Here is a 21,133-nt window from a genome sequence, read left to right on the forward strand (position 1 = left end):
AAAACCGTTTTTTTCTGCGTTGACGGGACTAGGGACACCCATTACTCTCCCGCCATGGCTACAAAATCAAAATCTTCTTTAAATACAGATATTATCCGCGAACTTTGTGTCGCTTATTCCATGGAATTAGAAACGGTTCAGAACTATATTGCTAATTCAATTGATTTGGACGGGATCCGCTCTGATGTGATCAAAAAGGCATTGGCTGCTGATATTACGACTGAAATCGCTCATGCCCAATTATTAGGAAGTCGGATTAAAACAATTGGTGGACGTGTTCCTGGTTCTTTGGCACTCGTGCGTAGTCAAAGCTTTTTACAACCACCGAAAAAGAACACGGATATTATCTACGTTATTAAAGGTGTTATTAAAGCCGAAGAAAATGCGATCGCCCAATATAATAAAATCATCAAAATGTGTGATGGGCGTGATTATGTGACTCAAGATATTTGTATTCAGACACTTGGAAGCGAAGAGGAACACCGTCGTGAGTTCATGGGATTCCTTTGTGAATATAATTCTTAATCATAAGCCATTCTCTAGAAATCCCTTGCGAGTAATCCTCCCAAGGGTTTTTTTAATACTTGCCGTTTAACGAATTTATCACACCGCTTGTCGAAAAAATATTTCCTTTACAAATATTACTGCTTTATTTGAATCATGAAATCAATTCGACTCCTAGGTCAGGTGCTTAATGTCAATGTATTTCCTTTGACTGCAATTATATTATTTTCTCTCTTTGGCATGTCCGCTTTTGCCATTCAAATAAATGATTCAATTCCTCTTTCCTTGATACCAGCTTCTATTGCTGAAATAACATTCCCCTCTTTAGGGGGCATACTCCTGAATTGTGATTTCAGGAGTATTTTCTTGATCCTTTTAGGAACGGTATGCGGGATATACGGTGCTTCTCTCTCCCGAAAGAAAAAACATTTTGTCCATTAATGTGACTTTGTTTTTTTTCTTACGACTCATTTTTAAACCGATAGCACTCATTAATAATCCGATTCCTAACATAAGATAAGAAGAGGGTTCAGGAACGGCTGTCAGAGTGGCACTCCAAGACTGGGTTTGACCAAGCGGATTAATACCGCTTCCTGTCATCCAGAGATGGTTTGCAGAAACTCCGCTCACAGAGGTAATTGTCCAACCGGCAAATTCGATGCCAAGATTCCATTGGGTGGCAAGAAAAGTAGCGGCATCCATGAGGCCTAGGGCCTGACTCCAGACCAAACCCCGTTGACCGGCGGCTGTTGTTCCATAGCCGACCACCAATGATCCATCGGCAGAAATATCAAAAGCAGTGGCATGAACCGCTCCTCCGGCGAAATCGCCCAAGCTAGTGAAGCTGGTTCCATTCCATATAACAGCCACCTGCCCTTCGGCACTTGTTCCTCATCCCACTGTTAAAGTCCCGTCGGCACTTGTCCGGTAGGCGATACTTGTAGAGGTACCAGCGTCCACATCCCAGAGACTTTGCATGCCTGTGCCTTGGGTCCAACGGTAGGCTTCGTTAAAGTCATTATGTCCCACGACAACCGTACCATCATAGTTTGCTCCATAGGCATAACTTAAAACATGGGATCCGATCACTCCCAGATATTGTACATTTCTGGGGTTAAAAATGGCTGCACGGACATCGGGAGAAAATTCGCCATTAGGTCCGGGGGGCTCACCAAATCCAACGACCACCTGTCCATTTCAGAGACTCCAGATGCTGCACTTGCGAATTTGTCACCGAGAATGTCACCTAATCCTTGCCATCCCTCTGAAGAGATCCACTTGAGTGCTTCAGAGTCTCCCGGTAGGCGAAATCCGCCAGGATCCGGATATGTATTAGAGGATCCCCCTCCAGAAATCGTGTTACCATCATCGGAGATTCCTGAGGCCCCCGAATAGTTGATCGGCGCATAATGACCGGAGGGCATATAACCGAGGGAAGTTTTGCCGGATTGAGGAGTCCATAGCCAACCAGTACCATAACCTGATGTGCCGCCTTGCATATCAGTGCCTACGGTGTAGCCATTATCATTTACGTCGCTTGAACCGTAGAGGTAATCGTGGTTGGGTAGTAATTCAATACTGTAAAAACCGGCTTTGAGAGGCAGGCAGGCAGATATGAACAGGCAAGTTCCTGTAAAATAAGATGTAGTTTACGCGCCAGCCCACCCCTTGATAATGAGCCGACCCATAATTTTTGGATTCAGATTTTTGACACTTTCCCGGATGATTAATCGGGGTTCGACAGTGACCTCATCTGCCCGGTAGGAAGAAGTCTCCACAAATTTTTTCAGCAAGACAACAGCACTGGATCCAAGGGCTTCGAGATTAAGGGAGACGGTTGTCAGCGGGGGGCTTGAAAAAGATGTTTCATAGATCCCATCGGCAGAGATAATCGAAATGTCTTCCGGGATTTTAACGCCGATTTCGAGGGCTGTTTTCAGGATGCCCAGAGCCACCGTATCATTCCAGGCAAATATTGCAGTTGGGCGGTTAGTGGAAGCATAAAGTTTTTTCAAGATCATTTCACACTGATCCCAATAATTTTCTTTGGGAAAAAAACATATCCAATCCTGATCTAAAAGCATGCTTTTTTCACGAAAGAATAATTCAAAATAGCCGAATCTTTTTCGTCCTTGGTGACTCTGTTCCCCTATAAAGGCGATTTTTCTATGCCCCATTTCATGTAGATAGGACATGGCTAAATCAACAATCATTTTTTGATCGGTATTAACCTGTGAAATGAATGGCATCCGGGTCAATATTGACACGAGAGGGAGACTTGTCAGATGGGAAACTTGAAGGTGATGAAGTGTTTTTGAATCGAAAAAAATAATCCCATCCACTGATGGAAAATTCCCTTTTAGGGAATCAGACTGGATATCAAATGGAATGAATTCCACCTTACTGCGGGATATTTCAGAAATAATGCCATTGATGATTTGGGAATAGAATGAATTCCTGTTTTGTCTTTCGACTTTGTCAGGGAGGCTGATGCCAAACCTTAAAGTGCTCGGCAGCCCGTTCTCTTTTTTGATCTTCCCACACGGAGAAATGGGGCTGTATTCCAAGAGCTTGGCCATCTCCAATATTCTTTCTCTGGTATCCTTGGAGAGCGAACCTTTACCTTTTAACGCCATTGAGACTGACGATTGGGAAACCCCGGCCAATCTTGCAATGCGCAATTGTGTGCTTTCTTCTTTCTCGAACATTGTCTCATCATATATCGTGAATCGCTGCTCCTCCGGTGAATCATCCAGCGGGGAGATCATGCGTCTAGTCCTAGACAAGTCTATTATGATTCTGTGACGGGGAAAAGTCTTTCTTGTGCAATTTTTAAAAATGATTTGGTCGGAGGAGATAATAACTTGACTGAATTCCTCGTAATTAATGATGGACACACTTCATCATGTTCTTGTGAATAATACTCTTTGACCGCAAAACGGATAATCATCCGTGCCGCCCTCCTACCTAGTTCTTCAAGATTCATACAGACGGTTGTTAATCGGGGCGTGCAGCACTCTGATTCATTGATATTATCAAAAGAAAGAATGGAAACATCCTCGGGCACTTTGACTCCTAGCTGGATCGCACCCTCGTAAATCCCCAAGGCCATCATGTCATTGTAAGCCACAATAGCAGTGGGGCGGCGTTTTTCTTCCCCCCAGAGTTTTTGGAAAGAGAGTTTGCCCCCTTTGAAACAATCATAATTATATGACATGCACACCAAGTTTTCATCAAATTGTGCATTGATTGCGCGGAAGCCTTTTTGAAAATACTGATAACGGTTTTCAGCGGTTCGCCCGTTCAATAATCCGATGTAACCGATTTTTTTGTGATTATTTTTCGAGAGGTGTTCTAATACCAAACCCATCGCTTTTTTCTCATCTACAGTGACGGAAGCCAAATGAGGGTACTGGTGCATTACGGATACGATGGGGACACTCAAGGGAGAATTCAGGGTGGAGTCTCCTTCTGACTCGATGGGTAAAAGGATGACTCCGTTGCAATTTAGAGCACGGGAAAAATCGAAAAGATTTTTTTTGCATGTATTTAACGGGACGATTCCCACCCGGCTTGATGAACATTCCTCGATGATCCCATGGAGGATCTTTGCATAAAATGAGTTTTGGAAAAGGCTATCACCATCTTCATTAATCCAATTGATGGCGATATTATGACTGCATGTCCTCATGTCGCGGATACTATTTATTTTCGTGGTAGTAGCTGACTGGTAATAATTCAGCAGCCGCGCAACCTCTAAAATCCGGGTTCGGGTTTCTTCGGAGATGGTGCCTGTTCCACTCAAAGCCATAGAAACGGCAGTCTGTGAGACTCCCGCCAGTTTTGACACTCGATACTGTGTGCTTTCAAAACGCAGGTTGGTTTTGGTGGCTGGCATACCAAATATATAAAGGTAAATTAGCCTCTTCAGAAGATTATTTTTGGCAATATTATAATTATACCAGAAATTAAATCATAATATGTTTATTATAAACATGTTATAGATAATTATTTTAAGGCATATTTGAAGTCCTAAATCTTTAGAGGATTGATCATAGATAAGTTTTTATTGTACAGGTGCCATACGAAATAAAACAGATAGATAAAAGAGTAATCAAATTACAGTTATTATCATGATTACATAATTGGTTATTTTATCTTTTTAAATATAACAAACAGGAGAAAAGTTATGAATACTAATCAAAATATGAGTATTGTGGTGGTCGATGATGACAAATGTATCCGTTCGCTCTTAGTAGATGCCTTGGGAATTTTGGGATATGAAGTGGTCGACACGGGTTGTGATGGTGTGGAGGCTGTGGAACTCTATTCAAAACATCAACCGGACTTACTTATTTGTGACGGACAAATGCCCCGTATGAATGGGATTGATGCTGCCCGATGTATACTTAACAAGAACCCAGAAGCTAAAGTCTTGTTTGTTTCCGGCACATTGACCGAAGATGACCTTTTGCCTGATGAAAAGGCCCATTTCAGGGTATTATCGAAGCCATTCCATATTGCAGACCTCAAGACGGAGCTCGAGATATTTCAATTCAGAATTTCCCTCCTTGAACACGTGCGGCGGTAAGAAAAATAAGTTTATCCCGTAGTCTCATTTTCTGCACGTTGATTATTTTTGCCCTGGTATATTGCCTCACTGGACCGAGTCAATAAAATCGAAGAAGGCTTTTTTGTCTGTCAAATCCTTGAATAAGGCCGAGGGATTGTGCGGAGCAAGTTGCTCCATGGAGAATGTCCCCGTGGCCACAGCGATGGTTTGGGCACCGATGGTCTTTCCACACTCGATATCGTGAGGGGTGTCGCCGATAATAAAAATATGGTGGGAAGGGAAGTCGTATTGGAATTTCTCTTTGGCCCGTCTGTGGGCGTGGGGCCCGAGTTCATTCCGGATGGGTGAATCATCGGCGAAGGCCCCGAATTCAAAATAATGGTGGATATTATAATGGGAGAGTTTGATTTTTGCCCCGCTTTGCAAATTGCCTGTGAGCAAGCCTTGGGCAAGCTCGGGGCGGCGGGTGACTTCATCGAGGATATCGACGATTCCACCAAAAACATTACCTGTGCGTGAAGCAAGTTGCTTCGGCAGCTCTTCGAGATAAGCCTCGAGGAACCGGCGGATATTCTCGGCATCTACTTCTTTGCCAAACCGCTGCAAAAGCGCGCTGGTAATATACCTATCGGTGCGGCCTCCGATATCAGGGTCCCCATCTTTGGGCTGGAAATTGACATTGAATTCACGATTGAGGGCATTCGCCAAGGCATTCACCCCAGCTCCACCGGTGGTCAGGAGGGTTCCATCAATATCCCATAAAAGCAATTTGCGTGCACTCATGGAAGAGAATGAAGCAGAGTTTTTCCGTGTTGTCATTTGATTTCTTTTCATCAGGATTTTTACAGTTATATTGCCGGATATGATTCCAGTATTTCACCGGACCAGATGCAGGAGATGTGTCCTACTCTTGCTTGTTTTATTGCCTTTTTTGATTCGCACCTCCGGGCAGTGCCAAGAGGTGAAATCCGGCGGGTCAGCAAGGCCATCAGCGGCACAGATTGTCACGCAAGATCAAATTGATGATTTTGGTAAAAAGATAAATGAAGCAAAGTCAGAGCTTGAATCCGTGCAGGCGGGTATGGAGTCGGCTGCAGGCGATGTCCCCGGGATCACCCTTGCCGATAAGCAAAAAAAAGTATCATTAATGATCCGACGCTTGAGTACGATGGAACAGCTCTATGATACTTCAAAGGGTTATCTGGAACTCCAACAATCAGCCGCAGAACTTCAAAATACGATTAATTCCTGGTCCGGTTTTCCCGGGAAACCTCCCTATAATCTGGAAATATCCGACGGGATCAGGCGTACTATTTATCTTTTAGACCAAGAAATAGAGAATAAGGAATTCCGGCAGTCCATGCAGAGGACCCAACTCCAGAATGCAAAATCAACTCGGGAAAAGGCCCAACAGGAACTTCGGAAAATCAATGACCAACTCGAAAGCGCGAAAGATTCGGCGGAACAGGCAAAACTACGTTGGCAAAGGCAATTGGGGCAACTTGAAATCCAAGTGGCCGAGGAGGCCATTGTCGCTTCGGAGCTCATGATCAGGATTAATGATGAGGCATTGGCGGTGAACCGCCAGAATGTGGCATTTCAAAAGAATAAACTCTACTCCGTCCTGCCCCAGACCGTATTTACAGGGGATGAGCTTGAGGCAAAGCTTAAAGAGCTGGAGCAGGTTAGTCTGTCTGATGAAAAGAAACTTTTAGAAGTCGAAAAAAGGGATCATAAAGTCGAGCAAGTCATCCAAGGAATCCGGGATTCATTTTCAAAGGATAAAACGGCGGGAAAACGGGCGCGGAATGACGTTTTGGAGAAAGACCTGGAGATGGCCTTATTCCTTCAGAAAAATTTACGGGGTCAGATTGAAGAGTTGAGGATCCTGACTTTAGGAAATTCTGCTACAGGTTATTATTTTAAAGAACGTTTCCGTCTCATGGCCGCCACTGACCTCAATGACCTTTTGGAGGCCCGTACCCAGATTCAAAAGGGATTGGTCCGGCTGGATGGGTACCTTTTGTATTTTGAGAATAGTCTGAGGCCATTACGTGAGCAGATACAGGAAGTGGAGTATAATATGGCCACTGCTACACCACGGGGTAAAAAAGCGCTTGAAGAAATCTTGGATGTCCAACAACAGAGGGTAAAGCTTTTGGATAGGGGAGTCATGGAAGGTCAAGTCCTCCAACGCATGGCGCAGAGTATTCTTGACGACATAGCCTCAAAGACCACCAAAAAACCTGTAGAAGACCGGATGTTACAGGTTTTTAAACAGGTACCAAAAGTACTCGGAGATATTTGGCATTACGAGGTTTTCGCCGTGGAGGATGCCATCATTATTGACGGGCAAACATTCCGGGAAAAACGGGCGGTTTCCATCGGCAAGATATTGATTGCCCTGGTTATGCTTTTTGTGGGGATATGGTCCGGACGTCACGTGATCCGTTTTTCCGACAGGATTGCCGTGGAGAAATTCAAAATACGCCCGCAATGGGCTCTGCTTTGGTCTCGGATTCTTTATACATTGTTAGTCGTCTTAATCCTGATCAGTGCTCTGGCTTTAGTTAAAATCCCCCTGACGGCATTTGCTTTTGCGGGAGGTGCTTTGGCTATCGGTGTCGGTTTTGGAGCCCAGAACCTCATTAATAACTTTATCAGCAGTTTTATCCTGATGGCTGAACAACCCATTAAGGTCGGGGATATGGTCGAGGTCGAGGGGGCGAGAGGACGGGTGACTCAGATTGGAGCCCGTTGTGTCCAGATCCGCCGTTTCGACGGAATCGAGATTTTGATACCGAATAGTACATTTTTGGAGAAAAGCGTCGTGAATTTAACGCTTTCGGACGATGTGAACCGTTATATGATTGTTGTCGGGGTGGCTTACGGTTCCCCGACCAGACACGTGGACAATTTGCTTAAACAAGTGGCGATGAGTCATCCGGAAGTCCTCAAAATTCCGGCTCCAGGGGTTGTTTTTGAGGATTTCGGGGATAGCACATTGCAGTTCAAGCTTTTATTTTGGATTCAGGGGACTTCCGACCTGAATTTGATTTCCAGTGAATTAAGACACCGGATTGCCGAAACCTTCCAAAAAGAAAATATTGTCATGGCTTTCCCTCAGAGGGATATCCACCTGGATGTCACAAAGCCTGTACAGGTTTTTTTAGGCAAGGAAGCCTGAAGTTTTTCTTGGAGTGAGAATCGGTTTTGTATAGGAAATTTGCTTGCGTCAGGAAAAGTTTTTCTGCAAAACCTCATTCCACATGTTGTCATTGGGAAATTGGGGCTTTTGCTAAAGCGGTTGCCCAGTGCAATTTGTGATTGATATAACGGAACTTATGGAATTTACCCTTTTCGTGGTTTTCAGCTTTGTAATGCTTATGTGCGGGTTACTGGTGGTTGTTAACCGGAATCCCGTGGCCAGCGCCTTGTGTTTGGCGATGTGTTTTGGCATGGTGGCCGGGCTGTTTCTTTTGTTAGAAGCTTTTTTCCTGTCTGTCGTTCAAATCCTGGTTTATGCCGGTGCGGTCATGGTTCTCTTCCTTTTTATCGTTATGCTTTTGGATTTAAAGGTGGAAAAGCGCCGTAAAATCAAACTCCAAGGGATTTTTGCCGGGGTGATCGTTACAGTCTTTTTCTTTATTTTATGCCAGCAATTTGCCCCATTGGTGGATAATGCACCGATGCCCCACCTGACACAAAGGGTCAATGATGTCAAAAGCCTTGGTCATCTCCTTTACTCTGAGTATATGCTTCCGTTTTTAATCGTCGGCTTGATATTATTAGTCGCCACCGTAGGCGTCGTCCATGTGAGCCGCAAGGAGGTCAAAATCAAATGACTGTGACAATCGGACATTATCTTTTAGTGAGCGGTCTCCTGTTTACCATAGGGCTGCTCGGAGTTATTTTGAGGAGGAATATCCTCGTCATATATATGTGTCTGGAAATCATGCTCTCCGCAGCCGCCTTGGCTTTTGTGGCTTTTGCAAAATTTAATGATGTGCTGGACGGCCAGATAATGGTTTTTTTCCTGATCACCGTAGCCGCTGCTGAGGTAGCCTTGGGACTGGCGATTATTGTCGCCTATTACAGGCTCAAGCAGACAACGCATATCGAAGACATGAACTCAATGAAGTTTTAGAGATGACTATGAATTTTAACCCCGTATGGCTTATTTTATTCCTTCCGCTGGTCAGCGCGGCAGTGATCGCCTGTTTTACAATCAAATGTTCTTCATTAAGCAGTTTAATATCGACATCCTCGGCCGGTATTTGTGCGCTTCTTTCGATCATTCTGGCCTTTGGAGGGTTGACTCCGCCCGCCCCGTTTCACTGGATGACCATTGGGGGGCTTAATGTCACAATCGGGTTCTGGTATAATCACCTCAGCCAGCTCATGCTGCTGGTTGTCACTGTAGTCGGGTTCCTTGTCCATTTTTATTCCTTGGGATATATGAAAGGTGATGAAGGTAAATCCCGTTATTTTGCCGGACTGTCTTTATTCATGTTCTCCATGACGGGTATCGTTTTTGCGGATAACTTGATCATGATGTTCATGTTCTGGGAGTTGGTCGGGGTGAGCTCCTATGTCCTCATCGGACATTGGTTCTTTAAACATGAAGCCGCTGATGCCGCAAAAAAAGCGTTTTTAACGAATAAAATCGGTGATTTCGGATTTATCATGGGAATCATCCTCATTTATGTCACGACAGGAACTGTATCTTTGACTGAACTTCAAAGCCAGACCGGGCAATTGGGTGTCGCGGTGGATTTGGCGGTTATCCTTCTTTTCTGTGGTGCGGTCGGTAAATCCGCACAAGTCCCGCTCCATGTCTGGTTACCCGATGCTATGGAAGGCCCCACACCTGTGTCGGCACTCATGCATGCGGCTACTATGGTGGCTGCTGGTGTTTATATGCTCAGCCGTATTTTCTTTGTACTTACCTTGTCACAAACGGGTTTGGAAGTCATTGCATGGGTCGGTGGCATCACTTGTTGTATGGCTGGCTTTATCGCGATTCAGCAAAATGATATTAAGAAGATTTTAGCTTATTCGACACTGTCGCAAGTCGGGTATATGGTCATGGCGGTAGGATTAACCAGCCCGGATGCCGGAATGTTCCACCTCACCACCCATGCTTGTTTCAAGGCATTACTCTTCCTAGGGGCAGGTTCGGTGATTATTGCCATGCATCATGAGCAGGATATATGGAAAATGGGCGGTCTATTCAAAAAGTTGCCGGTTACCGCCGTTACTTTCGCCATCGGGGGATTAGCTCTGGCGGGATTCCCACTGACAAGTGGATTTTTTAGTAAGGATTTAATTCTGACAGTGGCTTTTGAACATAATAAGGCCCTTTGGTTTATCGGGACTTTCACTGCGTTCCTCACAGCATTTTATGTGATGCGTCTCTATATGGTTGCCTTTATTAATAAACCGTCAGGAGATAATAAAGCCGCTGTGGAACACGCGCAGGAATCTCCTTGGGTCATGACAATGCCATTGGTGATATTGGCGATTGCGGCTATTGCCGTCGGTTATGTCGGAGTACCCCATTATTTAGGTATGGGAGGAGAAACCCATGCTTCAAAGATTGTTGAAATCGCTTCGTCCATTTGTGTTTTTTGCGGGTTGGCACTGGGATGGTTCCTTTACAAGGATAAATCGAGGGATCCACTCAATATTACGGTTTTAAAGAAGAAGTTTTATTGGGATGAATTCTATGAATTCTTGGTGGAGGGTATCCAGCAGAATTTTGCCCGGTTACTGGCCTTTATCGACCGCTGGTTTATCGACGGGCTCTTTGTCTCCGGATCAGGAATTGTCACTAATGTCTTCGGACGGGCAACAGCCCTCCTGCAAACCGGCAATTTACAGACTTACACGATTACACTAGTATTCGGCTTGATTGTACTCCTGCTACTTATGTTTGGATTGGCACCTTTAATGAATTTAATGTCGGGAGTTCAACCGTGAGCATTTTAACGATATTACTCTTTATTCCCTTGATTGCCGTGGGTACAATTGTTCTTTTCCGAGCAGACAAAAATGCTCCTTACCGTATTTCCTTGATGGCATCTATCATGTTGTTGCTCGGGGTTCTTTACCTTTTTGTTGCTTATCCGAAGGCCCCGGCATTTGACGGGTTTAAGTTCCGCCAAGTCACCCCTTGGGTGGATCAGATGGGATTAAGTTATAGTGTGGGAGTCGATGGGATTAATCTGGTGATGTTGTTGTTGACGGCCATTGTCGCCGTGGCTGCCATCGGGGTTTCCTCTGGCATCAAAGACCGCGCGAAGGAATATTTTATTTGTATTAACTTCATTATTACGGGTGCGATCGGTGCTTTTATTTCATTGGATTTATTCTTCCTCTATATTTTCCACGAGTTTGCCTTGATCCCCACATTTATACTCATCGGGTTATGGGGACAATCGATTGACCGTGAAAAAGTGGCCATGAAGCTGACCATCTACCTATCATTAGGAAGTCTGATTCTTTTGGCGGGGGTTCTAGCCTTCTTTTTCGCCCTTCCGGAAGGACAACAAACCTTCGACCTGATTAAAATCCGTAGTTTGCTTTATGACCCCGGCTACATCAGTGCGAATGTACAAACATATATCTATCCGTTAATGTTGATTGGTTTTGGTATTTTAATTTCTCTGTTCCCGTTCCATTCATGGGCACCTCAAGGTTATGCCGGGGCCCCGGCCGCTGCGGCCATGCTCCATGCCGGAGTGCTCAAGAAATTCGGGCTTTACGGTTTGATCCGTGTTGCTGAACCTCTGCTTCCTGCGGGTGCCCAAGGATGGTCGGTTGTTCTTGGTGTTCTTCTTTGCGCAAATATATTTTATGTAGGTTACGTCGCCGTGGCCGAACGCAATTTGCGTATGATGCTGGGTTTTTCGAGTGTGTCCCATATGGGTTACATCTTCTTAGGGATATTAGCTGGAAATACTTTAGGGATTAGCGGAGCGGTGCTTTATATTTTTGGCCACGGATTAACAGCAGCCATTGGTTTCGGATTAGCCGGGTATATTCACGCTCAGATTGGGCACACAGAGATGAATCATCTGGGGGGATTAATGAAGAAAATGCCCTTTGTGGCGGTGATATTTATGATGGCTGCCTTGGCTTCGGTAGGGGTTCCCGGATTTGCAAATTTTGCTGGTGAGATCCTGATTTTCTTTGGGGCATGGAGTGCGGGTTGGGTCTGGTTTACGGTGATTGCACTCTGGGGGGTCATTATCTCCTCCATCTATATGATGCGCGCGATCAAAAATATATTTTACGGGAATCTCTCCGCCAAACATGAGCATGTCAAAGATCTTACCGGGACACAAAGGTGGCCTTACCTGCTATTGACTGCTAGCCTTTTAATTGTCGGATTTGCGCCCCAGCTTTTACTCCAGTATGTCGGGCCGAGTGTTGATTATTGGTTTAAATTTGCCGAGGTGATGCCGAAATGATTTTTCTACCAGCATATTCAATCGAAATAGGACTCATTCTTTGGGGGGTGGTGATCCTTATGTGGGATGCGTTTAATCCAAAAGCAGACAGGGGGATTGTCACAGGACTGAGCGTATTGGTTCTATTGTGGTTAACCGGATTATCCTTTTTTGGAGATTTCGAGATACCTTCTGCATTTTTTAATGAACTCTACATCCATGACGGATTCAGTGCGATCACCAAACCTTTAATCCTGATTTCTTCTTTATTCACAGTAGTCTTGATTTATGAATATCGTTCGCAAATTCCGCTGGGATTTGCAGAGCTGATTTTTTTAGTCATGATGGCGACGACAGGAATGATGATTCTTTGTTCGGTGAATGAATTCATGACGCTTTTTGTTTCTTTGGAACTGGTCACGATCTCATTTTATGTGATGGTCAGTTTCTTGCGTAAGAGTCCACGATCCTTGGAGGCTGGGATTAAGTTTCTCGTGATTAGTGCGTTGACCAGTGCATTTTTGCTGATGGGGATCGCCTATTATTTTGGAATTCTCGGAACGACGTCGCTGATCAATGCATTGCCTGCTGAGGGATTTGCGATTATGGCACTGGTTTTTATCATTACAGGCCTTGGTTTCAAGGTGGCATTAGTGCCATTCCATATTTGGGTGCCTGACACATACCAAGGGGCCCCTACGCCCATTACCGCCTTTTTGGCTACGGCCTCAAAGGTCGTTGGTTATGTCGCCCTCATGAGGGTGCTTTTTCTCGCGTTTGCGACCCCCTCGATGGTCGGACTATGGTCCACGGTGTTGGCGGCTGTTGCTGGTGTGACCATGCTCTTTGGTAATCTCGCAGCCCTGCCGCAAACCAATATCAAGCGTATCCTTGCTTATTCGAGTATCGGACATACGGGATTTGTCTTGCTCGGGCTCTCGACAGTGAATGGTTTTGGCCTGACGGCAGTCGTTTATTACCTTTTTGCCTATGTCATTGCCACTATCCTATGTTTTCTGGTTTTGATTATTGTTTCCAATACGAGCCATTCTGAAAATATTATTGAATTTTCCGGTCTGGCCAAAAGAAGCCCTGGACTGGCTTTTGCCATGACGATTGGTTTGGTTTCATTGGCTGGTATTCCCCCATTGGCTGGATTTTTCGGTAAGTTCTTGGTATTCAGTGCCGCGATTTATAACGCCCCAGCCTATCCAGGATTCTGGATTTTGGTCGCTGTCGGGATTATTTCCACGTTGATTGGCCTTTATTATTATCTCGGCATTGTGAAAATGATGTATTTCGGCAAGGTAGAAGACGATCGTGCCCTCCATTATTCCACTTTAGCAAAGTTCACCATGATTGTTTTAATTGTCGCGGTTTTTGCCCTCGGGATATGCCAGAATACACTCACGACTTGGATTACGAATTCATTGGGTAATTTTGGTTCGGGTTACTGACCCTTGACGGATGAGCTGCCCTAGCTTATTTTTGGAACTATGTCATACACGCAAATCGCTCCTACTCTCCACTCGATCCCCCTTTATGATGGAGTCCAATACAAAGAGGGTAATGAGAAGTTTTTCCAAGTCACCGATAAAGCGGCAAAGCGATTGACTGGTATCCTCGACAAACAGGGTAAATCGGACAAGGGAGCCATGCGAATCGCTGTTGTTGGTGGTGGTTGCTCGGGACTGAGCTATAAGATGGATATCGTTGATGCCCCTCGGAATAAGGATATCCTTGTTTGTTCCCGCGCGGTGCGAGTGGTTGTAGATCCTAAAAGCGCTCTTTTTGTTACCGGTGGGCAGCTCGACTACAGCGATGACCTCCAGCAAGGCGGATTCAAGGTCATTAATCCCAACGCATCCTCCACGTGTTCCTGTGGCGAATCGTTTGCTGTTTAAATTCCTATTCCTTTTTCAGGAAAAGCAGTCTCAAGCTATTAATACAAACAAGAACTGTACTACCTTCGTGTGCAATGACGCCGAGGGTGAGGGGGACAAATCCTCCCATGGCTGCACAAACCATCACCAAGACTGTCCCGAGGGAAATAACCAGGTTTTGTTTGATGATTTTGCGGGCTTCACGGCTCAGTGAAAAGGCGTTAAGGATATTATCGATCCTGTCTTTCATCAGGATGATTTCGCTTTGTTCAAGGGCGGCATCACTCCCCCGGGCTCCCATCGCGATAGAAACGTAAGCGGCCGCTAAGCAAGGAGCGTCATTGACCCCATCGCCGACCATGGCGACACGTTTACCTGAACGTGTCAGGTCTGCGATGATCTTTACCTTGTCCTCAGGGTGTAGTCCAAATTTAATTTGTTCGGGGGAGAGTCCAACCGATTCACCCACGCATAGGGCGGCCTCTTGGCGGTCGCCTGTGAGCATGAGAGAATTGATTCCCAATGATTTGATTTTCGCGAGGACTTCTTTTGTTTCCTTGCGGACCTCGTCTTTAAGCATGATGCAGCCGATCAGTTTATCATAGATCAACCATACTTCAGTCATTCCGGGTTGGGGCTGTGGGATAGTCCCGATGGACTTTGCAAGAGGTCCTTTTTCGAGTAATTCACGTCGCCCGAGGATAATCTGGCTTTCTCCCATTTTGGCTTTTAATCCTTTGCCCGTGAGGGATTGGAATGAATCAATTTGTTTCAGGGGGAGTTTGTTTTCGAGGGCGTATTGCACAATCGCATGGGCGATGGGGTGTTTCGACTGGCTCTCAAGGGCATAGGCGAGTTCGGCAATCTCGCGTTCACGGGAGGGAGGGTAACTATCGATAGAAACTACCTGCATATTACCCGTGGTCATGGTTCCTGTCTTGTCCAAGGCCAAAGTATCGACCTCAGCGAGTTTTTCCACGGCGGCACCACCACGGAAGAGAATGCCGTTTTTTGCACCCCAAGCGATGGCAGCTAAGATCGCAGAAGGAATGGAAAGGACAAGGGCGCAGGGACTGGCAACGACAAGTAATGTCATGGCCCGGTAAAAGGAAGAATATTTCCCGTCCACATTATCAAAAGGAGAAATCCCGAATCCCAGCCACCAGATAAAAAACATCAATGTCGTCAAGCCGAGGACAAACCAAGTGTAACCCGTGCCAAATTTGTCGGTAAACCTTTGGGAAGGGGCTTTGAGTTTTTGGGCTTGTTGGATCAGGGTGATAATTTTCTGGAGAGCACTTTGGTTTGCCGGACGGAGCACCTTGGCATCGACAGAGCCCCAGGTATTAATGGTCCCGCTGAAAATAGTGTCCCCAGGATTTTTATTCACCGGCACGGATTCCCCGGTGAGGGTGGATTCATCCGTAGCCGTTTTCCCGTCAATAATCAGGGCGTCGACGGCCACGAGGTCACCGGGTTTGACACGGAGGATTTGGTCCGTGGTGACTTCTTCGACCGGAACATCATTTTCTTTGCCATCAGCCCCGATGATCGTGGCGCGTTTGGGAGTAGTCTTAAAGAGGGCGCTGATTTCTTTTTTGGTCCGGTGGAGGGCAAAGGTTTCCAGTGCTCCAGAAAGGCTGAAAAGGAAAAGGAGCAGGGCTCCTTCGGTTAAGGCATCAATGGCAGCCGCACCGAGGGCGACGGCTAACATCAGGAAATGGATGTCGAGCTTGCGTTTTTTGAGATTTTCAAAAGTTTCAATGGCCGGGTCCCATCCACCAGCAATAATGGCCAGTATATAAAATACGTTATGAAGCCATGGGTGCCAATTCATATGCTCCGATGTCCACCCGAGAATAATCCCCAGTCCGCATACGGCAGCAAATGCCGCTTGCACACGCCAATCTTCTTCCTCCTCTTCCTCGGTTGCATTTGTCAAGGGCTCAAGATTGAAATCCTTCCATTTCCAATCATCAGACACTGATTTGTGCTGGTTTTTCTCGAGGAGAATCTGGTGGGGCAATTTGCGGATGGAAATGTCATCTTCCGCTTTTACCGTGTCATTTTGCGCAAGTTGCGCGCCCAGCTCATGCTCGAGGATCCTGAGTGTCTCCTTGAGCGCGCGTTGGAGGGCTTCCTGATCGACATTACCGAGGAAAGCGAGGGAGACTTTGTTTTTTTCAGGGTCGTAGAGGATGGCTTCAATGTCATTCTGGGTTCCCAAAAACCGGGAAAGATGCTCGACTTGACGATCGGGGGAATCACTCATGGGGTAGTCGTATATGACGAAAAATGGACGGCAGAGCTAGCACGAAAAAGTATTTTCATACCAGATAACAACCTATTCGGGGGCGATAGTGTCCCCAATGCTATTGAGTCTCTACACCTTTATGGCCTGGACATTCACGAGTGTCCTCTCCTGTATCATTTTATCAAAAAGGGTCTTCGGCATTTTAAGTGGGAAACCATAATATGGGCGGAGATCCTATACGAGGAACAGTCGAGGAATTAAGGGGTAAATATATTTCTATTGGAAGAATTCAGGAAAAGACTTGGCGTGAAGGAGACCAGGTAAACACTCCGTAGAGTGAAGTAATCGGGTATAACCAGTTATTGGGGGTTATGATAATTTAGGTTGTTTTAAGAGTAAAAAGTATAGGCATTAATGTACGGCATTTATCGGGCTTTTCGACATTCTCGACTTTGATGTGGAAAGTGCAGTCATATACGGAAAAATCCGGCTGTTGCTCGGAAAAAAAGGTCATCCCATCGGGCCTTATGACATGCAAATTGCTTCAGTTGCCCTTACACACGGATTGATTTTAGTGACCGATAATGTGAATGAATCCAAACGGGTGGGCGAATTAAAAGTTGAGAATTCGATACGTAATCCATCATCACTTTTAAAACCGGTATGAGATAGGGGTGACTTCATCCCCTCCCTTGCAGTACTATCCCATTATACCTTTACGACTTGGACATTCAGGATGTCTTTGTCCTGGCGGATTTCTGCAAGTGCCTCCGCGGTGGGTTCGCTATCCAGATTGAGTACCGTCAGGGCATGTCCGCCCTGTTTGATGCGGGACAGACTCATGTTGGCGATATTGACTTTATGTTTGCCCATGATCGTGCCGAGCCAACCGACGACGCCAGGGCGGTCGGTATTTTCCATGAAGAAGAGGATGCCTTCCGGGGTGACTTCGACATTTTTTCCGTTTACGGAAACAAGGCGAGGTTCATGCGCGAAAAGGGTTCCGCAGACAGAGATTTCTCTTTCGGCACTTTTTACGCTGATTTTGACCATTTCTGTGTAATTGACATCCTCGGAATTTTTCATGGTCTCGATTTTGATGCCGAGATGCTCAGCCAAGCTTAAAGCATTGACTTGGTTCACATCGTTATCCCCGGCACTTTCGAGGAAACTTTTCACAATCGTGCGGGCAATCGGCCGGATGTCCTCATCATAGACTTTTCCCCAGAAAGTGATCTGGAGGGAATCAACCCGTTTGGGAGCAAGTTGCGCGAGGATTTTGGCGAGTTTATCAGCGAGATTCAGGTGTGGCCCGAGGATGGCGAGTGTTTTGGCATCCACGCTCGGGGCATTAACTGCGTTACGAACGGTCCCTGTGGTCAGGTAGTCGAAAATTTGTTCAGCCACTTCGATCCCGACACTTTCCTGGGCTTCAGCGGTGGAAGCACCGAGGTGTGGGGTCAGGACGACATTGGGCAATTTGCGGAGGGGCAGGTCTTCCGCAGGCGGCTCTTTTTCATAAACGTCGAGGGCGGCTCCCGCGACTTGTCCATTTTGAAGGGCCTCGTAAAGGTCGGTTTCATTAATCAATCCGCCTCGGGCGCATTTGACTAGGCGAACCCCGGTTTTACAGAGCTTAAGGGTTTGAGAGTTGAGCAGGTTTTTTGTTTCTGCTGTCAACGGGGTATGGACCGTAATGTAGTCGGCGTGGGGCAAAAGGTCATTCACCTTATCGATCAGCTCGACTTGCATTTGTTTGGCGCGGCTCAAGGAAAGGAACGGGTCAAAGGCGACGACACGCATGCCGAATGCGATTGCGCGACGTGCGACCTCGCTGCCGATACGGCCCATACCGATAATCCCGAGGGTTTTACCGTAGAGTTCGGTCCCTTCAAAAGATTTGCGGTCCCATTTTCCCGCGACCATGCTGGCATGGGCTTGGGGGATTTTACGGGTGAGGGCCATCATCATGGTGAAAGTCAGCTCGGCCGTGGCGATGGTATTTCCACCGGGGGTATTCATGACGATGATTCCGCGCGAGGTGGCGGACTCAGTGTCGACATTGTCCACACCGACTCCGGCGCGTCCGACGACTTTGAGTTTTTTTGCAGCGGCGATCACCTTGGCATTCACCTTGGTCTGACTTCGGACGATTAAAGCATCGTAATCCCCGATAATCTGGAGGAGTTCCTCTTCCTTGAGGCCGGGTTTTTTATCGACGGAGATGACTCCGTCACGAATCAGGATTTCTACCCCGCGATCGGCGAGGCCGTCCGTAATCAATGCTTTGAATTTCGCTGCCATAAGACCCCAAAACCTATTCGATTGCGGGGTTATCGTCAACGGTTTTGAGGGAGAGTCTTTGTTTGAAAAAGACTTTTTTCATGAGTTTTTTGCATTTTGACTTGAATCAGCTAGACTACCTCCATGAAAGAACTCTTGAAAACGCCTGTTTTTACATTTGTCGCCTCCTATCTGGCCTTCGGGCTTTTGGGGTTGTTAGAGGGGATTAATGAAAAAGCAATCTACTGGGTTTACCCCCTGAAAACGGTTTTGGTCGGGGCATTGATCCTTTTTGTCTGGAAGAGACTTGAACTGGCAAAGCCGCGCCATTTGCTCCTTTCGGTCGGTGTGGGGATATTCGTCCTGCTGATTTGGATTCTCCCTTATGACCTTATAGTCAAAGAGTCGGCACGCCAAGGCGGATATAATCCTTTTGCGCAATTTGCTGGGCATACCGCTTGGGTTTTAATTGCTTTCCGGATTCTGGGGGCATCTTTAATCGTGCCAGTCATGGAAGAGGCTTTTATCCGGGGATTCCTCCAGCGGTTCTTGGTGGCAAATGAATTTGAGAAAGTCCCCCAAGGAACTTACACACACCTTTCCTTCTGGGTGACAACCGCGTTTTTTTCCATTGCCCATTGGGGTGAATGGATGGTGGCGATCCCGACAGGGGTTATTTTTGGAGCTTGGTATTGTTACACCCGGAGCCTGTCGAGTGTGATGGTCGCCCACGGGGTGACGAATTTCCTTTTGGGAGTGTACGTGGTGGCCACGCAAAAATGGTATTTTTGGTAGTCTTCTACTAGGATTGTTACAATTAGGTGATTGCATAAATACAAAATATTGCATTATCTTCAAACGCATTAACCACTTTTAACCTTAAGAGAAAATTATGGCAAAAACCCTAAAAAAAACTGTCTATTTGGTCGCTAATGGCGATCTCCGTACCACTGCAAATGCCAAATGCTGGCCAGAACAGGAAAAGATGGAGAAAATCGTAACCAAAGCCATCGAGGCCCAGGGTTACACTGTCAAACGGGCCCATTCATACAATCGCGAGCTCGGGCATGGATTCATTGACAGCCAGAAGATGGGGATGAAAGTTTTTGAAGGAATTCCCCAAGACGCGCCGCTGATCATCGCTGAATGTGTCTGGCAATACAGCCATCATTTGCTTGCCGGCCTTTCCACCCACAAAGGCCCGATCCTGACACTGGCTAATTGGAGCGGTATCTGGCCTGGGCTGGTCGGTATGCTTAATCTTAATGGTTCGCTTACAAAAGCAGGAGTCAAGTATAGTTCCCTCTGGAGTGAGAATTTCGATGATGAATTTTTCCAAAAAGGGCTCTCTAACTGGTTAAAGAACGGGGAGATCAAACACAAAATCACCCATGTCCGTAAACTCAAAGACCTTAAAGTCTCTGGTGCGATCCAAAAAACAGCAGAACGCCTCGCCGATGAGCTGCGCCGCAAGAAACAAATCATGGGTGTCTTTGATGAAGGCTGTATGGGCATGTATAATGCCATCGTTCCCGATGAATTGCTCCACGAGACCGGCATTTTTAAGGAACGCCTCAGCCAGTCTTCCCTTTACGCTAAAATGCTCGCCATCTCTGACGATGAGGCCCGTGGCGTTTATCAATGGCTTCTTGATAAGGGCATGAAATTTAATATCGGCCAAGATGAAGAAAATGAGTTAACCGAGAATCAAATCCTACAACAGTGTAAAATGTATGTTGCGGCGGTTCGGATTGCTGAGGAATTCGGTTGTTCGGCAATCGGTATCCAGTATCAGCAGGGGTTAAAAGACCTCACTCCCGCTTCTGACCTTGTCGAAGGGATGCTGAATTGTTCCGACCGCCCTCCGGTTAAGTCTGAAAAAACAGGCAAAGTGATCCTGCCCGGTGAAGCCCTTACTCATTTTAATGAAGTCGATGAATGTGCCGGTATGGACGGGATGATTACCAAAATCTGTTGGAATGAACTGGGATACCAACCGGACAATACCCTGCACGACCTCCGTTGGGGCCGCCAATATAAGGATGACAAACTCGACGCCTATGTCTGGGTCTTCCTGATTTCTGGGGCCGCACCGGCTTCCCACTTTATCGGTGGTTACAAGGGAGCCTCGAGTGAACGCCAGCCCGCGATGTATTTCCGCCTCGGTGGTGGGACCATGAAG

19 protein-coding genes are annotated in these 21,133 nt (G+C 46.3%); 12 read left to right on the forward strand and 7 right to left on the reverse strand.

Annotated elements, in window-relative coordinates; all coding sequences use genetic code 11:
- The first annotated feature begins 54 nt into the window (after window positions 1-54).
- Window positions 55-525 (forward strand): ferritin-like domain-containing protein, encoded by a 471-nt coding sequence (locus SGI98_08800; GenBank protein MDZ4743498.1) that lies wholly within the window; start codon window positions 55-57, stop codon window positions 523-525.
- 354 nt (window positions 526-879) lie between these two features.
- Here the strand turns inward: SGI98_08800 and SGI98_08805 are convergent, their stop codons facing one another.
- From SGI98_08805 to SGI98_08820, 4 genes are all read right to left on the reverse strand, one after another.
- A complete protein-coding gene (locus SGI98_08805; GenBank protein MDZ4743499.1) occupies window positions 880-1,374 on the reverse strand; it encodes a PEP-CTERM sorting domain-containing protein in 495 nt (164 codons plus the stop codon).
- 21 nt (window positions 1,375-1,395) lie between these two features.
- Window positions 1,396-1,692 carry a hypothetical protein gene (locus SGI98_08810; GenBank protein MDZ4743500.1) on the reverse strand — a complete coding sequence of 99 codons (297 nt, stop codon included), beginning with the start codon at window positions 1,690-1,692 and terminating at the stop codon, window positions 1,396-1,398.
- 461 nt (window positions 1,693-2,153) lie between these two features.
- Window positions 2,154-3,290 carry a LacI family DNA-binding transcriptional regulator gene (locus tag SGI98_08815; protein ID MDZ4743501.1) on the reverse strand — a complete coding sequence of 379 codons (1,137 nt, stop codon included), beginning with the start codon at window positions 3,288-3,290 and terminating at the stop codon, window positions 2,154-2,156.
- 5 nt (window positions 3,291-3,295) lie between these two features.
- A complete protein-coding gene (locus tag SGI98_08820) occupies window positions 3,296-4,402 on the reverse strand; it encodes a LacI family DNA-binding transcriptional regulator (GenBank protein ID MDZ4743502.1) in 1,107 nt (368 codons plus the stop codon).
- Window positions 4,403-4,693: 291 nt separating this feature from the next.
- On the opposite strand from SGI98_08820, the gene SGI98_08825 reads away from it, so the two are divergent.
- Window positions 4,694-5,095 (forward strand): response regulator, encoded by a 402-nt coding sequence (locus SGI98_08825; protein MDZ4743503.1) that lies wholly within the window; start codon window positions 4,694-4,696, stop codon window positions 5,093-5,095.
- Between the two features lie 66 nt (window positions 5,096-5,161).
- On the opposite strand, the gene SGI98_08830 is transcribed toward SGI98_08825, so the two are convergent.
- On the reverse strand, window positions 5,162-5,896 hold the full coding sequence (locus tag SGI98_08830; protein ID MDZ4743504.1) for an HAD hydrolase-like protein: 735 nt from the start codon (window positions 5,894-5,896) through the stop codon (window positions 5,162-5,164).
- Window positions 5,897-6,008: 112 nt separating this feature from the next.
- Between SGI98_08830 and SGI98_08835 the strand changes: the two genes are divergently transcribed.
- The 7 genes from SGI98_08835 (at window position 6,009) to SGI98_08865 (ending at window position 14,435) form a co-directional block, all read left to right on the forward strand.
- Window positions 6,009-8,264 carry a mechanosensitive ion channel gene (locus SGI98_08835; protein ID MDZ4743505.1) on the forward strand — a complete coding sequence of 752 codons (2,256 nt, stop codon included), beginning with the start codon at window positions 6,009-6,011 and terminating at the stop codon, window positions 8,262-8,264.
- A gap of 157 nt (window positions 8,265-8,421) precedes the next feature.
- A complete protein-coding gene (locus SGI98_08840; protein ID MDZ4743506.1) occupies window positions 8,422-8,922 on the forward strand; it encodes an NADH-quinone oxidoreductase subunit J in 501 nt (166 codons plus the stop codon).
- Window positions 8,919-9,224, forward strand: coding sequence for an NADH-quinone oxidoreductase subunit NuoK (nuoK, locus tag SGI98_08845; GenBank protein ID MDZ4743507.1), 306 nt, complete (start codon window positions 8,919-8,921; stop codon window positions 9,222-9,224). Before SGI98_08840 ends, nuoK begins: the two co-directional genes overlap by 4 nt.
- Before the next feature lie 8 nt (window positions 9,225-9,232).
- The gene (gene nuoL, locus SGI98_08850) at window positions 9,233-11,059 is read left to right on the forward strand and encodes an NADH-quinone oxidoreductase subunit L (protein ID MDZ4743508.1); all 1,827 of its coding nucleotides are present in this window, start codon (window positions 9,233-9,235) and stop codon (window positions 11,057-11,059) included.
- Window positions 11,056-12,552, forward strand: coding sequence for an NADH-quinone oxidoreductase subunit M (locus tag SGI98_08855; GenBank protein MDZ4743509.1), 1,497 nt, complete (start codon window positions 11,056-11,058; stop codon window positions 12,550-12,552). The genes nuoL and SGI98_08855 overlap by 4 nt, the downstream gene beginning before the upstream one ends.
- The gene (locus tag SGI98_08860; protein MDZ4743510.1) at window positions 12,549-13,988 is read left to right on the forward strand and encodes an NADH-quinone oxidoreductase subunit N; all 1,440 of its coding nucleotides are present in this window, start codon (window positions 12,549-12,551) and stop codon (window positions 13,986-13,988) included. Before SGI98_08855 ends, SGI98_08860 begins: the two co-directional genes overlap by 4 nt.
- A 39-nt stretch (window positions 13,989-14,027) precedes the next feature.
- A complete protein-coding gene (locus SGI98_08865) occupies window positions 14,028-14,435 on the forward strand; it encodes an iron-sulfur cluster assembly accessory protein (GenBank protein MDZ4743511.1) in 408 nt (135 codons plus the stop codon).
- 4 nt (window positions 14,436-14,439) lie between these two features.
- On the opposite strand, the gene SGI98_08870 is transcribed toward SGI98_08865, so the two are convergent.
- Window positions 14,440-16,686: a heavy metal translocating P-type ATPase gene (locus tag SGI98_08870; protein ID MDZ4743512.1), complete on the reverse strand. Its 2,247-nt coding sequence runs from the start codon at window positions 16,684-16,686 to the stop codon at window positions 14,440-14,442.
- 424 nt (window positions 16,687-17,110) lie between these two features.
- Between SGI98_08870 and SGI98_08875 the strand changes: the two genes are divergently transcribed.
- A complete protein-coding gene (locus SGI98_08875) occupies window positions 17,111-17,335 on the forward strand; it encodes a type II toxin-antitoxin system VapC family toxin (protein MDZ4743513.1) in 225 nt (74 codons plus the stop codon).
- 41 nt (window positions 17,336-17,376) lie between these two features.
- Here SGI98_08875 and serA read toward each other — a convergent pair whose 3' ends face one another.
- Window positions 17,377-18,972, reverse strand: a complete 1,596-nt coding sequence (gene serA, locus SGI98_08880) for a phosphoglycerate dehydrogenase (protein ID MDZ4743514.1) — start codon at window positions 18,970-18,972, stop codon at window positions 17,377-17,379.
- Between the two features lie 123 nt (window positions 18,973-19,095).
- On the opposite strand from serA, the gene SGI98_08885 reads away from it, so the two are divergent.
- Together SGI98_08885 and SGI98_08890 are read left to right on the forward strand one after the other, a co-directional pair.
- Window positions 19,096-19,746: a CAAX prenyl protease-related protein gene (locus SGI98_08885; protein MDZ4743515.1), complete on the forward strand. Its 651-nt coding sequence runs from the start codon at window positions 19,096-19,098 to the stop codon at window positions 19,744-19,746.
- A 97-nt stretch (window positions 19,747-19,843) separates the two neighbouring features.
- Window positions 19,844-21,133, forward strand: a 1,290-nt coding sequence (locus SGI98_08890; GenBank protein MDZ4743516.1) for a fucose isomerase, incomplete at its 3' end; no start/stop codon positions are given.

The sequence above is a fragment of the Verrucomicrobiota bacterium genome (genome assembly GCA_034440155.1).
In the GTDB taxonomy this organism is placed as follows: Bacteria; Verrucomicrobiota; Verrucomicrobiia; order JAWXBN01; family JAWXBN01; genus JAWXBN01.

What these genes read in the sequence shown, in the direction of transcription:
- serA (MDZ4743514.1), bottom strand. Translation starts at nt 18,972, where the DNA reads ATGGCAGCGAAATTCAAAGCATTGATTACGGACGGCCTCGCCGATCGC.
- SGI98_08865 (MDZ4743511.1), top strand. Translation starts at nt 14,028, where the DNA reads ATGTCATACACGCAAATCGCTCCTACTCTCCACTCGATCCCCCTTTAT.
- SGI98_08860 (MDZ4743510.1), top strand. Translation starts at nt 12,549, where the DNA reads ATGATTTTTCTACCAGCATATTCAATCGAAATAGGACTCATTCTTTGG.
- SGI98_08870 (MDZ4743512.1), bottom strand. Translation starts at nt 16,686, where the DNA reads ATGAGTGATTCCCCCGATCGTCAAGTCGAGCATCTTTCCCGGTTTTTG.
- SGI98_08820 (MDZ4743502.1), bottom strand. Translation starts at nt 4,402, where the DNA reads ATGCCAGCCACCAAAACCAACCTGCGTTTTGAAAGCACACAGTATCGA.
- SGI98_08800 (MDZ4743498.1), top strand. Translation starts at nt 55, where the DNA reads ATGGCTACAAAATCAAAATCTTCTTTAAATACAGATATTATCCGCGAA.
- SGI98_08825 (MDZ4743503.1), top strand. Translation starts at nt 4,694, where the DNA reads ATGAATACTAATCAAAATATGAGTATTGTGGTGGTCGATGATGACAAA.
- SGI98_08840 (MDZ4743506.1), top strand. Translation starts at nt 8,422, where the DNA reads ATGGAATTTACCCTTTTCGTGGTTTTCAGCTTTGTAATGCTTATGTGC.
- SGI98_08885 (MDZ4743515.1), top strand. Translation starts at nt 19,096, where the DNA reads ATGAAAGAACTCTTGAAAACGCCTGTTTTTACATTTGTCGCCTCCTAT.
- SGI98_08830 (MDZ4743504.1), bottom strand. Translation starts at nt 5,896, where the DNA reads ATGACAACACGGAAAAACTCTGCTTCATTCTCTTCCATGAGTGCACGC.
- nuoL (MDZ4743508.1), top strand. Translation starts at nt 9,233, where the DNA reads ATGAATTTTAACCCCGTATGGCTTATTTTATTCCTTCCGCTGGTCAGC.
- nuoK (MDZ4743507.1), top strand. Translation starts at nt 8,919, where the DNA reads ATGACTGTGACAATCGGACATTATCTTTTAGTGAGCGGTCTCCTGTTT.